The organism is Streptomyces sp. CA-210063 (genome assembly GCF_024612015.1).
Classification (GTDB): domain Bacteria; phylum Actinomycetota; class Actinomycetes; order Streptomycetales; family Streptomycetaceae; genus Streptomyces.
In genome coordinates this window covers 6717669-6729624 of sequence record NZ_CP102512.1, presented here as the reverse complement: position 1 = coordinate 6729624, position 11956 = coordinate 6717669, and the positions used below count along the sequence as shown (strand labels likewise).

Sequence of the window (11956 nt, the reverse complement as noted above, 5' to 3'; positions counted from 1 at the left end):
AGCCGCTCCCCGGGGTGCAGCAGGGGGCATCCGGAGGCGCAGGAGCGGAGCGGATGAACTGGGCATGCTTGCACTACCCCTCAACTGATGGTTTGGCATGGGAAGTTGAGAAGGGCCCTGAATGCGTCCCTAGCGTTGTTCGTGCCGTGGTCTGCGGGCTGCGGTGCGGTGTCGCTTCCCGCGGCATCGGAGCAGTGACAGACAAGGGGCACTGATGGCGAACTTCCAGACTGGCGAGATTCCCCCCGGCTTCGCGTTCACTGAGAGCGGCGGGCTCATCCACTACAAGTACGGCATCGTCCTGGCCGTCCCGGCGGCCAACCAGGCCGGCTGGTCGGGCGACATGTGGATCAGCTTCGCCTCCGCCTGGGCGGATGCAAAGATCAAGGTGAACTGGCACGACGGCACCAGCTGGAGCGCCGCCGTGGACCTGAACGTCACGCACGCAGGCGGCCGCGTCAACCACGGCGCGAAGCTCCCGACAAGTACGATGAAGATCGCCATCGGCCGCGTCAAGAAGACCACGAACGACACCGAGGACGACATCCCGGTCAGCTGGCTGCTCCAAGTCGCCGAGGCGTGACCCAGGCGCCCCTCCCATAACTCCCGATGCCCGGACCGGCCCAGCGGCCCGGACCGGGCATCGGCATGGTGGCCGTGGCCGTGGCCTTGCCGGCCGTGCTCTACCTGGCCGACTGCGGCCTGTGACGGGAGCCCGCGCGCCGCCGTCACCGGCGGGCGTCACCCGGCGCGAGCACGCCGGCCACCGCGGCGATGGCCTCTGGGCGGGATCATCCACCACCAAGATCCACCTCCGCGACAGACCCTAGTCGGGGACCGGGGCCTGGCCGGGGGCGGGCTGAGGTCTGGTCGGGGGCGGCCCCGGGGGCCTGGGCCGGGCGCGGGCCAAGCCCGGCGGAGGGCGCCCCTCGCCTGCTGCCCATCCCCCTCCTCCCCACACCCCCGCCCCCACCTCAACCCGTACCTCACCCCCGTCCCCCATCGGGCAGTACGGTGTCGTCCATGCGCCCCGACACGCCTGCCGAGAACGTCGACCACAACGCCGAAGCGGCACGCCTGGAGCGGACCGCCGACCTCTACCCCGAGGACGCCGAGCACCTGCTCCTGCAGGCCGCCGCCCACCGGGAACTCTCCGGCGACCGCCCCACCGCGACGGCCCTCTACGACCGCCTCCTCTCGTCCTCCACCCCCCTGGAGAACCCCCACCTCGTACGAGCGCTGAAAGCCTCCAACCTCTGGGAGTACGGCCACGAGGCCGAAGCCCGAGCCATCATCGACGGCGTCCGCGCGGCCCTCCCCCGCGACCCGGCCCCCTGGGTGATCGTCGCCGAGGCCCTGGAATCCCACGACGAGCTGGAAGCGGCCCAGGACACCTTCACGGCAGCCGTAACCCTCCTCCTGACAGACGTCCCGGAACCCCCCTACGCCACACGCGCCCTGCTCTTCGGCCGCCACCGCGTCCGCCGCATGCTGGGCGCGATCCACGACGAGTGGGACGCCATGGCGGACACCCTCCACTCGTCCTCGGTCTCCCTGGACGAACTACACGACCCGAAGCGCGTCTGGTCCCTGGGCTCGGACAACCCGGCAGAGCTACAGGCCGAAATCTCCCGCCTACGGGCGGAGTTGGGCACCTACCGAGAGGCCCTCTCCCGCCCCTTCCCGGTAGCGGTCCTGCACTGGCCGGCCCCAGAACTCTCAGAACTGGTGACGGCGTACCCGGGCCTGACCGCCGAATACCCGTCCCACGAGGACCACCTCGCGACGATAGAGGCCTCCCTACGAGAACTATCGTCCTCAGGCACCCCGAACCTGGGCATCGTGACGGGCACGGTCCCCTCGTACGAGGCCTTCGCGGCATCGGAGAGCTCGTCCCCCGACGACGCCACCCTGCTCCCCCAGTACGCAACAACCCTGGCAGCCCGAGGCCTGGCCGTGGCATGGCCACCGCAGCGGAGCAGCGCGTGTTGGTGCGGCTCGGGCCAGCAGTACGAGGGCTGCCACGGCGCGTAGCACCCAACCACCATCAGTGGAGGCCGTACCACCCACAGGCCACAAGCCGCTAAGCAAACCCGGCGTGCCGGCGAGACGAGAACGCGCCCCACGCCCCGGCCCACAACGCACCCAACCTCTCCCCCACCCCACCTGGGCCACCCACCCTTCCGGGCCGCTCGCTCGCTTCTCCCCCGTGCTGGAGCGGCCCGGGTCAAGGGTCGGCCGCAGGCCGATCGCCGAAGGCGACGCGAAGCGCCCTTGACGCGGGCCGCGGAAGCACGACACTGCCAAGAAGCGAGCGGCCCCTACCGCAACCATGCAGCGGGCAGGACGGGTAAGGGGCTAACGCTTCGTGATGGAACGCCCTACTCAGACTTCCCGACTTTCTTGCATGAAGGCTCTGTGGCGAGCGCGAGCCACGGCCAGCAACTTCTTTTGCAGTTCGCTTCGGTCCTTGCCCCGTGTCTTGAGGGCATGGCAGTTGGGGCAAAGAGCAATCATCGTGTCAGGGGTGTCCGGGCCCCCACCAGCCAGATCTTTGACGTGGTCAACGTCAAGGATGGGTGCGCCAGCATCGGTGCGCTCAAGGGGATGCCCCAAGCAGGAGGGATTTTCGCAGTGGCCTTCACTACGGAGTATCACTGCTTCGCGAGCAGCGGGTGAGCGCAGGTATCGCTCCGCTTGAGCAAGCTTGGACCGCCGGGTTCGTCCAGCCGCTGTCCGACGAGCGGCCGCCGCCAGTCGCTTGTACTTCTCGCGGGCACTGATCGGCTTCGGCTCCGCCGTAGAGTCCACTTCGATGGGGATGACGTCGACAGTGTCGTCATGCAGCCGCTTGTCATCTTCCTCGAGGGCTTCAATGACCTCCAAGGGCCAGGTCTCACGTATCGGCGAGGGCACAGGTGCAAGGACCCAGACGAACTCTCGGCGCTGCTGGCCGTCCTCTCCGCGACCCCAGCGTTTCCGGCGCTGAACGATGACGGCCCAAGTCTCGAAGGTCCAGTGACCTTTGTAGGGCTTGTGCCAATAGCGCAGAGCCCTCTCCTGCTCCTGGTACTCCGCCATATTGCGGTTGCCCGCCCTCAGGGTCTGATCGCCGGATAGCCCATCGCCGGTGTACGCGATCCAGTCCATCTCCGGGAGGCGCTGGTCTGCGTACGGCCCCTTGTCGTCCGAGTAAGCGCTGAGGATGCCGTCAGAGAGCGGAGTAATTCCCTTTACACGATTGCCGCCATACACAGCGGCGATTTTGAAGCGATCCGCATACGGTTCTCCAGGAATGGGACGCAAACCGGTGGCAGCCTGCCCTGCGACCAGCTCCTTCAGCCCCAACGCTTCCAACAACAAAGGCGGCATGGGAGTGAAGAACCGTATGAGCAACGTACTGACTACCCAAGCCGCCAGTTCCAGGTCCTCGGACAGACGGTCGTAGTCCTGCATCGACAGCCCAGCGAGAGGGTTCGCTTCCTCCAAGGCAGACAACTTCGGGCGTCGTCCTTGACTCGTCATGGCAAGATCAGCGGACCCCGCTACCTCCCACAGCTCGTCCTTCTGCAGCACCCAGAAGGGATACAGCACGTCCTGGCCGCCGCCGTCTGCGCCAGCGAACGCCTTGAGTAGCGGCCCCACAGCCTCCTTGACCACCGACCAGGGCTGCTCACGTGGACGACCATGTACGGCTTGCGCGATGGCCCACAGAAGCAGCAGGGGTCGGTGAAGATGTTGTCCCGTGGGCCGGTGGGCCGGTCGCAGCTTCCCTATTCGCTTGATCAAGTCCCGCTCGTCGGCCACTTCGCCACTCCAGTCCCTCAGCCCTACTAGTAGGACTATCTGACCAGATGGCACTGACAGTGCCCTTCATCAGCTGCAACTCGCCTCCGCCTATCAGTGGCTCCTGTTACAACTGGTTACAGCTATCCGAGCGATCAAGGGAGCCAGCGTGTTGGAGTCGGGGGACCTGTCGCAGCCCATCGCGGGCGTGTACGAGGAGCTCATCACTCAGCGCATGCAAGCGCAGATGGAGCAGTTGGACTCCGCTGGTTGGAAGGCGATCGACGCCGATGTCAGTGAAGAATCGTCCCCGCATGTGCTCGCACGGCACATCGGCCAAGCCATAGGGCGCAAGCTCAGCCAGTTGCCACATGGCAAGCGTGTCGCCTTGGCCAACCAGATCATCGAGTCGCTCGCATCCGATCCATCTGAGCTAGACACCAGTGATGCTGTCGAGCTCATCGCGGACGGACCTCGCCAGCTCCTGGCGCTGGCTGAGCAAGAGGCTCCCGGCGTCTACGCAATCCGCCCCCTCACCCCGCTCTCCGAGACGGCGCTCATCACCAACTCCCCCGAGGACCCCAGCCTCGGCAGCGAACTGCGCGCCGAGTTGGCCACGGCAGACCAGATCGATCTGCTCTGCGCATTCGTGAAGTGGTACGGCCTGCGCGTACTCGAAGATTCGCTCCGCGCGGCCAAGGAACGCGACATCCCGATCCGCGTCATCACGACCACCTACATCGGCGCCACCGACCGACACGCACTCGACCGTCTCGTCCGTGACTTCGGCGCCGAGGTGAAGATCAACTACGAGATCCGCTCGACGCGGCTGCATGCGAAAGCATGGTTGTTCCGGCGCAACAGCGGCTTCGATACGGCGTACGTCGGTAGCTCCAACCTCTCCAAAGCGGCGCTGCTCGACGGGCTGGAGTGGAACGTACGTCTGTCATCGGTGGCCACCCCGGCAGTGCTCAACAAATTCGAGGCCACCTTCGACGCGTACTGGAACGACAGCGCCTTCGAAATGTACGACCCTGACGCCGACGGTGAGCGTCTCGATCGGGCACTGGCACAAGCCAGCGGAACCGGCCCCACGACCGACCTCAAGATCAGCCTCTCAGGGCTTGAGGTGCGCCCCTTCCCACATCAGCAGGACATGCTCGAACGCCTCCGCATTGAGCGGGAAATGCGTGGACGGAACCACAACCTCCTTGTTGCAGCGACCGGGACCGGCAAGACGGTCATGGCGGCGCTGGACTACCGAAGCCTACGCAAGACGCTGGGCAATGGGAATCCGCGGCTGCTGTTCGTAGCCCACCGCAAGGAGATCCTGAAACAGTCCTTGCGTACGTACCGTGAGGTTCTCGACGACGCCTCCTTCGGCGAGCTTCTCTACAGCGGACAGGACCCACGCGAGTGGAACCACGTCTTCGCCAGCGTCCAATCACTCAATGTCCAGCGGCTTGAGCAGCTCGCTCCCGATCACTTCGACGTCATCGTGATCGACGAGTTCCATCACGCTACGGCGAGCACGTACCGCCGAGTCATTGAGCACTTCAAGCCGAAGGAACTCCTGGGCCTCACCGCAACGCCTGAACGGATGGACGGGCGCAATGTGCAGGACGAGTTCTTTGAGGGTCGTATCGCAGCCGAGATGCGGCTATGGGAGGCGTTGGAGAACGATCTCCTGTGCCCCTTCCACTACTTCGGAATCCCTGATGGGACCGACCTGACCAACCTCGGCTGGCAGAAGGGCGCGTACGCCGATCGCGACCTCGAAAACCTCTACACCGGCAACCACGCCCGCGCCCGGATCGTCGTCAAGCAGATCCGCGACAAGGTCTCCCATCCGGGAGCCATGCGCGCCCTCGGATTCTGTGTGACCAAGGTCCATGCACACTTCATGGCGGACTTCTTCCGGCAGGCCGGCTTCCAGGCCGTAGCACTCGACAGCGACTCAACCGCCGCAGATCGGGCGCAAGCACTGGCCGACCTCCGGGACGGCAAGCTTCAAGTGATCTTCTCCGTCGACCTGTTTAACGAAGGCCTCGACATCCCTGACGTCGACACTTTGCTGCTCCTGCGCCCCACCAGCAGCGCCACGGTTTTCCTCCAGCAGTTGGGGCGAGGCCTTCGCCGTACGGAGACGAAGCCCGTCCTCACCGTCCTCGACTTCATCGGTCAGCACCGAGCGGAGTTCCGCTTCGAAGAGCAGTTCCGCGCTCTGACGAACCTGTCCCGCAACCGGCTGGTCGACCACATTGAGCACGACTTCCCGCAGCTTCCCTCGGGCTGCCAGATCATCCTGGAAGGAAAGTCCAAGGACATCGTCCTCGATAACATCCGCACCCAACTGGGCGCCACCGTCAAGACGTTGATGAAGGAGGTCAAGGACTATCGCACTCCGCGTCTCGCGGACTATCTCCGAGAGAGTCGCCGTGAGATCAAAGAGCTCTACAAGAGCGGCAATTCCTGGACCATGGTCCTCCGCAAGACCGACGCACTCGAAGAGTCAGGTCCAGCAGGGGAAGCAGGACTCCTCAAGCGAGTCCACGCTTTCCTCCACGTCGATGACCCCGACCGGGCCCAGGCCTACCTCCGACTCCTTGCCGATGACGCCCCCCCGTACGAGAGCCTGCCGCCGACCGATCAGGCATACGCCCGCATGCTCTTCTTCAACCTGTGGGACAACGCTGGAGGCTTCACCAGCTTCCAGGAGGGCCTCGAATCCCTACGCTCCCAGTGGGCGTTCCGCGATGAACTCAGCCAGGTGCTGTCGCATGTCATGGAGCAGTACGACCACTTCCCGATCCCTCTGTCAGACCCGCACCGCGACATTCCCCTGAAGGTCCACAGCGCCTACAACCGTTCCGAGATACTGGCTGCGCTCGGCGTGGCTCGCTTCGGCGGCCAGATGCCCCGGTCTTTCGCGCAGGGGGTGCAGTGGGTCGAGGACATCAAAACCGATGCACTGCTCATCACCCTCGAAAAGAACGAAAAGGACTTCTCTCCCACAGTCCGCTACAAGGACTTCGCCTTGAGTCCCACTCTCTTCCATTGGGAATCCCAGAACGCCACGGCCGAGAACTCCCCCACGGGCCTGCGGTATCAGCGGCATGCACAGCAAGGCAGCCAGGTTCTGCTGTTCATGCGCCGGTACAAGGACACCGACATCGGCAAAGCTCATCCCTGGATGCTCCTCGGCCCTGCGACGTACGAGGGGCATACCGGCAGCAAGCCGATGGCCATCACGTGGCGTTTGGAGCATGAGCTTCCGGCCGACGTGTGGACGTATTCGGCGATCACCGGCGGATAGCGGCGGACGACTGCGCCGGTGATCACCTATGCCCCTACCAGGACGACGGGTTCTACTCAGCAGGCTCGCTTACGAAGGCGGAGCGCCCTTACCTCGACGTCTCTGCCTCGAAGCGGCTCTGGGCCCGATCGAGTGCGTCGTCGGCGTCGCATCCGTGGGCTCTCACCCAGTGCAGTAGGTCCGCGATCAGAGCACTCACCGACTCCTCGGCAACAGCCCTGGTGAGAGCACTGGGCCTCGCTGTCTGCGGCAGCCTTGCCGTCCCGTACAGCCCGAGAATCGCCTCGGCTCTGGCGACGGGCACGCCTCCCGTGTGCCCGTCGCTGGAGCTCAGCCCCGTGGCCAGCTCGCACCACGTCACCTTCCAGTCGGCATGAGGTTGGACACCCCATCGCGCGGCAACGGCATTGACCAGAGCCATGCCTCTGCCGGACTCAGCCTCGGGTGCGGCGTCTGTGGCGTTGAGGAGAGTGGGCAGGGCTCGGGCGTCGGGGTCGTGGACCTCGATCCGTAGACGAGTTCCATTCATGGAGACAGCGAGCGTGGTGGGTGTTCCGGCGCCCACGTGGTTGATGACGTTGGACACGAGCTCGCTGACGCAGAGTTGGGCAGCGTCGATGACTTCGTGGAGTCCCCAAAGGCCCAAGTGAAGCCGCATGATCCGCCGGAGGGCTGCCACCTCCTCCACCTCGGCTACGAAAGGCAGGTTCCAGGGGTTCCTTGGCACGCCTGCGATGCAGTCCATCGTTCAACTCCTCTACTTGCAGCACTGGTTGCGATCTGCGCTCTCCCGCACACAGAGAGTTGCATTGGAACTCTCAAAATGGAACTCTCATTTATGAGCGGTGGGAGCACGCCTCTCATCGCACGCCCCCGGCGCGCACCGCGTTGCGAACGCAGGCAAGGAAGCCCCAGGATCTGACGGTTCGAGTTGAAAGGCCCGGAGCATGGCAGTTGGCCCCACCACCCGCAGGCGCCAGTTGGGCGCCGATCTGCGTCGCCTTCGCGAGCTCAAGGGGCTCACTCTTGAGGAAGCAGGCGCCCGAGTCGGCGTTTCCAAGGCAACGCTGAGCCGCTACGAGACCAAGGAAGGCTCGGTCAAGTGGCCTACCGTGGATGCCCTTTGCCGCGAGTACGACACTTCCGATGAGGAGCGTCTCGCTCTGGTCGAACTGGCTAAAGCAGCCAAAGTCCAAGGCTGGTGGCGATCACTTGCCGACCCCATCCCCGACTCCATGAACCTCATGCTCACTCTGGAGGACGAGGTAGTACGGGAGGACCACTACGCCTGCATGTTCATCCCAGGCCTGCTCCAGACCCGCGACTACGCCGAAGCCGTCCATCGCGCCTCCGAAAAGCAGTGCCCCGAGCGGGAGGTGCAGCACATGGTCGACATCCGCATGAAGCGACAGGAGCTCCTACAGCGGGAAGACCCACCTCACATCTGGTGCGTGATCGACGAGGCCGCTGTCCGACGAACCGTCGGCGGAACCAAGGTCATGAGCGATCAACTCCGCCACGTGCTGACCATGGCAGAGCTCCCCCACATCACGGTCCAGGTGCTGCCCTTCTCAACAGGCGCCCATGCACCCGCTGTTGGCAGCTTTCTCCTTCTGGCCGGCCAGACCCCCGACCTCGATGTCGTCTACGTAGACCTCATCGGCGGCGGCCTCTTCATGGAGAAGCCGAAGGAACTAGAGCGGTATAGGTTGGCGTTCCAGTACCTCAAGGCCCAGGCCCTCGACCTTGATTCCTCAGCCCAATTGATCCACCGCATTAGCAAGGAGTCGTGATGCCGATACGGTCCGAGCACCACTGGTTCAAGTCCTCCTACAGCGGAGGAAGTGGGACAGAGTGTGTGGAGGCCGCCTTCGTGCAGGGCGGTGCCGCCGTGCGGGACAGCAAGGACTTGTCCCTTCCCTGGTTGACCTTTAGCGGCAAGGCCTGGGCTGACTTCATTGCCGCCATTGAGAGGGCCGGGCTCTGAGACATCAGAACCCGGCCACCAAATGTCACTACATCATTACGTAGAAAGCGCCTCAGAGATCACTCCTTGGCTTGGTCAACCTGTGCTCCCACCGCAGCATGTGCTTCTCCCCGATCCAGTGCGAGCGCCTCTTCGTACTGATCTTCTGGCCGCCGATCCAGTAAGTGTGAGCAGCGTCGGTGATGTGGAGTCGTACGGTGCTGATGTCGGGTTGATCGGCGTCCGCCCAGGCCACCAGGCCCTGCTCGACGTCGTCCCAAAGCGCCACAGGCCCGCCCTGGCGCACCGTCCAGCCTGACGCATCCTCGGTGAAGGCTGCAAAAGACTCCCGCTCAGCGTCGAAGAGATACAGCAGTTGAGCTCCATCGCTCCCCGTAGCCCGTACGAACTGGGCTCCCGGTGCAGCCAGTTGCGCCAGAAATGCCGGCATCCACTCCTGCAACAGAGTTGGTGGCAACTTGGCCTGGCGTTCGGTGTCCGGGTACGCCGTACGGGCAGACAGGTCCCCGGCCAGCGGCGTAGGTGCCTGTGCGCGGGCGTGCATGAAGGAGGAGCGACCGATAATTCGCCCTTCGGCCGTACCGTCCTCGTTCACGATGACTTTGGCCAAGCCCGTGCCGTAGGTCCAGGAGCCGACCGTGGCGAGGATGATGCCGCCAGGCTTGGTCTGGCGGACCCAGGCGTAGGGGATGCGGCGTACGGCGCACGTGGCGATCACACGGTCGTACGGGGCTCGGCGAGGGTGGCCGAGGAGCCCGTCGCCGGTCACGGCCCAAGTGGAGAACCCTGTCTCCTCCAGTGCGGCATCCGCGCGAGCGGCCACCTGAGGGTCCACCTCGATCGTGGTGACGTTGTCCTCGCCGAGTCGGTGGCAAAGCAAGGCGGTTGAGTAGCCGGTGCCGGTACCGACCTCCAGCACCGTATGGTCGTCGCCCACTTCCAGGTCCTCGATCATCCCGACCACGGTCATGGGCGTGGTGGAGGATGAGGTGGGCACTCCGGTGACGGGGTCGGCAGTCTGATCGGAAGTCAGGTGGCCGTCGAGTTGGGTGGCTAGGGAGTTGTCGCTGTAGGCGATCTCCAACCATTCCTTCGGCTCCGCACCAAGTGCAGTCACCGGGTTCCACCGTCCGCCCTCGGCCGGCAGGAAGACCCCTGGGGTGAGGAACAGTTCGCGCGGGACGGCCTCGACCGCTGCCCTCCACTTTGGGTCCTTGAGGACTCCGGCCGCCTTCAAGCGGTCGGCGAGAGCCTGCCGCTGTGGGGCGCTATCGGGCAAGGACATGGGGTTCTCCTCGTACGAGTAGGTCGGCGAACGCGGCAGCCATCTCCAGGCCCGTCTTCTCCTCCAGCCAACCCCACTGGCCGTTGGGGTTCAGCTCCAGCCAGTGGTGCTCGCCGTCGCGGTCTACGGCAAGGTCGAAGGAGCCGGACGCGAGGCCGAAGTGGTCCAGGTAGGTGAGCAGGGTCTTTTCCAGGCGGTTCGGCAGGTCTACCACGCTGTACTTGAGCGCGGTGTAGTCCTTGCGCCAGTCCAGGAGGTCGGAGTCGATTCGTACGGCGAACACCCGCCGTCCGACGATCAGGACGCGTACGTCCGCGACCTTGTCCACGCGGGCCTGGAAGAGGTGAGGGGTGACGCGCACGGTGTCGTCCAGTTCCTCGGCGCGGACCGGTGACGCCCACGACGTGAGGCTGATGCCGTCGCGCTGGTAGGGGGTCCAGCGCAGCGTCTTGTGGATGACCTCGCGGTGTTCGCGAATGAACTGGCGTGCCTCGTCGGAGTCGTTGGTCACAAGCGTTGGCGGCACTGTGAGGCCCAGCCGATGGGCGAGTGCGAGTTGGGTGGGCTTGTAGTCGGCGGCAGCGTTCCTGAGTGGGTGGTTCACCCACAGGCAGCCCGGCAACGCGTAGAGCGTGCCGCCGATCCCGTAGCGCACCTGAGCAGCGGCTAGCCGGGCGTCCGCCTCCGCAAGGTGTTCGAACATGGGCCAGACGGGGCGGCGCCAGTACACCGCCCCCAGCTGCTCCAGGTCGACGGATCTCGATCGCGTACGGAGCCGGCCGGCCATCGTGGTCGGACGGCCGCCGAAGCGTGCTGTGATCGTCAAGTCCCAGCCGATATCCGCAGGATTGAAACGAATCACTGGCACGCCCCACTGGTTCAGATGGCTGATCACCATGTCGGCGGTGACGTCATTCGTCTCGGTGGCCACCAGTACGGGCCTTTCCTCGGTCACGGCAGTCAGTCCTGCTCGCTGTCCTGGTCGTGACCCTCGTCGGGCTGGGAGTCGAGGTTCGTGGAGGTGGAGGTCTCGGTGCCGGAGCTGGTGCCGTGTTTACCCATCTCCATCGGGTGGCCAAGGTGGTCACGGAAGACGCCGGTCTGCGTCGCGGGATCGATAGTGATGCTGTTGAAGGGCAGCTTCACTGTCGTCGGATAGGGAGCTAGGCGGCCGATACCCCACGGACGAACGGGGGTGAGCTGGTCCTGAGTGCTGTGCGCTGTCACGAGGTCTCCTTGGAGGTGGTCGGGTCCGGAGGCGAACAACGGCAGTGCGGCGGGGGCAAGGCGGCGGTCTGCGTGGACGGCGACGGCCAGGCGGTCTTCGAGTAGGCATGCCAGTGGTTGCCTTCATGCCCGGCCGGCTCCGTGCAGTGCAGCACCAAGCCGTCCTTCTCCTTCTCCATCCAGCACAAGGAGGCCACCGGTGACAGTCGCTCGACCGCCGCCTCCCGCTCGTGCAATCGGCTTGACTTCGTCATGGGGACGTCTCTCTCGTCGTTGGAGGAATCCCGGTGAGCACGGCACGGAATGCCGTGAGGATGTGGCGGTGTGATCCCACGTCCCGGGAAGGCGCGTGGCC

General features: G+C 65.0%; 11 protein-coding genes. 5 read left to right on the top strand and 6 right to left on the bottom strand.

Annotated elements, in window-relative coordinates; translation table 11 throughout:
- The first annotated feature begins 214 nt into the window (after positions 1-214).
- Positions 215-583, top strand: coding sequence for a hypothetical protein (locus JIX56_RS29475; protein ID WP_257545034.1), 369 nt, complete (start codon positions 215-217; stop codon positions 581-583).
- A gap of 440 nt (positions 584-1023) precedes the next feature.
- A complete protein-coding gene (locus JIX56_RS29470) occupies positions 1024-2034 on the top strand; it encodes an SEC-C domain-containing protein (RefSeq protein ID WP_257545032.1) in 1011 nt (336 codons plus the stop codon).
- Positions 2035-2385: 351 nt separating this feature from the next.
- Here the strand turns inward: JIX56_RS29470 and JIX56_RS29465 are convergent, their stop codons facing one another.
- The gene (locus JIX56_RS29465; RefSeq protein WP_257545030.1) at positions 2386-3807 is read right to left on the bottom strand and encodes an HNH endonuclease signature motif containing protein; all 1422 of its coding nucleotides are present in this window, start codon (positions 3805-3807) and stop codon (positions 2386-2388) included.
- A gap of 214 nt (positions 3808-4021) precedes the next feature.
- Between JIX56_RS29465 and JIX56_RS29460 the strand changes: the two genes are divergently transcribed.
- Positions 4022-7102: a DUF3427 domain-containing protein gene (locus JIX56_RS29460; RefSeq protein WP_257551192.1), complete on the top strand. Its 3081-nt coding sequence runs from the start codon at positions 4022-4024 to the stop codon at positions 7100-7102.
- Between the two features lie 88 nt (positions 7103-7190).
- Here the strand turns inward: JIX56_RS29460 and JIX56_RS29455 are convergent, their stop codons facing one another.
- Complete coding sequence (locus JIX56_RS29455) at positions 7191-7847, bottom strand: ATP-binding protein (RefSeq protein ID WP_257545028.1); 657 nt, start codon at positions 7845-7847, stop codon at positions 7191-7193.
- 202 nt (positions 7848-8049) lie between these two features.
- Here JIX56_RS29455 and JIX56_RS29450 point away from each other — a divergent pair, with 202 nt between their 5' ends.
- On the top strand, positions 8050-8895 hold the full coding sequence (locus JIX56_RS29450; RefSeq protein ID WP_257545026.1) for a helix-turn-helix domain-containing protein: 846 nt from the start codon (positions 8050-8052) through the stop codon (positions 8893-8895).
- On the top strand, positions 8895-9089 hold the full coding sequence (locus tag JIX56_RS29445) for a DUF397 domain-containing protein (protein ID WP_257545024.1): 195 nt from the start codon (positions 8895-8897) through the stop codon (positions 9087-9089). Before JIX56_RS29450 ends, JIX56_RS29445 begins: the two co-directional genes overlap by 1 nt.
- Before the next feature lie 52 nt (positions 9090-9141).
- Here JIX56_RS29445 and tgmC read toward each other — a convergent pair whose 3' ends face one another.
- The 4 genes from tgmC to JIX56_RS29425 are packed head-to-tail and all read right to left on the bottom strand — an operon-like array spanning position 9142 to position 11855.
- Positions 9142-10374, bottom strand: coding sequence for an ATP-grasp peptide maturase system methyltransferase (gene tgmC / locus JIX56_RS29440; RefSeq protein WP_257545023.1), 1233 nt, complete (start codon positions 10372-10374; stop codon positions 9142-9144).
- Positions 10358-11329: an ATP-grasp ribosomal peptide maturase gene (gene tgmB / locus JIX56_RS29435; RefSeq protein WP_257545021.1), complete on the bottom strand. Its 972-nt coding sequence runs from the start codon at positions 11327-11329 to the stop codon at positions 10358-10360. The genes tgmC and tgmB overlap by 17 nt, the downstream gene beginning before the upstream one ends.
- A 5-nt stretch (positions 11330-11334) precedes the next feature.
- Complete coding sequence (tgmA, locus tag JIX56_RS29430; RefSeq protein ID WP_257545019.1) at positions 11335-11601, bottom strand: putative ATP-grasp-modified RiPP; 267 nt, start codon at positions 11599-11601, stop codon at positions 11335-11337.
- Positions 11598-11855 (bottom strand): hypothetical protein, encoded by a 258-nt coding sequence (locus JIX56_RS29425; protein ID WP_257545017.1) that lies wholly within the window; start codon positions 11853-11855, stop codon positions 11598-11600. Before JIX56_RS29425 ends, tgmA begins: the two co-directional genes overlap by 4 nt.
- Between the last annotated feature and the right edge of the window lie 101 nt (positions 11856-11956).

Bases quoted from the DNA above. Each gene is read 5' to 3' on its own strand.
- tgmC (WP_257545023.1), bottom strand. From the start codon at position 10,374: ATGTCCTTGCCCGATAGCGCCCCACAGCGGCAGGCTCTCGCCGACCGC.
- JIX56_RS29425 (WP_257545017.1), bottom strand. From the start codon at position 11,855: ATGACGAAGTCAAGCCGATTGCACGAGCGGGAGGCGGCGGTCGAGCGA.
- JIX56_RS29470 (WP_257545032.1), top strand. From the start codon at position 1,024: ATGCGCCCCGACACGCCTGCCGAGAACGTCGACCACAACGCCGAAGCG.
- JIX56_RS29445 (WP_257545024.1), top strand. From the start codon at position 8,895: ATGCCGATACGGTCCGAGCACCACTGGTTCAAGTCCTCCTACAGCGGA.
- JIX56_RS29475 (WP_257545034.1), top strand. From the start codon at position 215: ATGGCGAACTTCCAGACTGGCGAGATTCCCCCCGGCTTCGCGTTCACT.
- JIX56_RS29450 (WP_257545026.1), top strand. From the start codon at position 8,050: ATGGCAGTTGGCCCCACCACCCGCAGGCGCCAGTTGGGCGCCGATCTG.
- JIX56_RS29460 (WP_257551192.1), top strand. From the start codon at position 4,022: ATGCAAGCGCAGATGGAGCAGTTGGACTCCGCTGGTTGGAAGGCGATC.
- JIX56_RS29455 (WP_257545028.1), bottom strand. From the start codon at position 7,847: ATGGACTGCATCGCAGGCGTGCCAAGGAACCCCTGGAACCTGCCTTTC.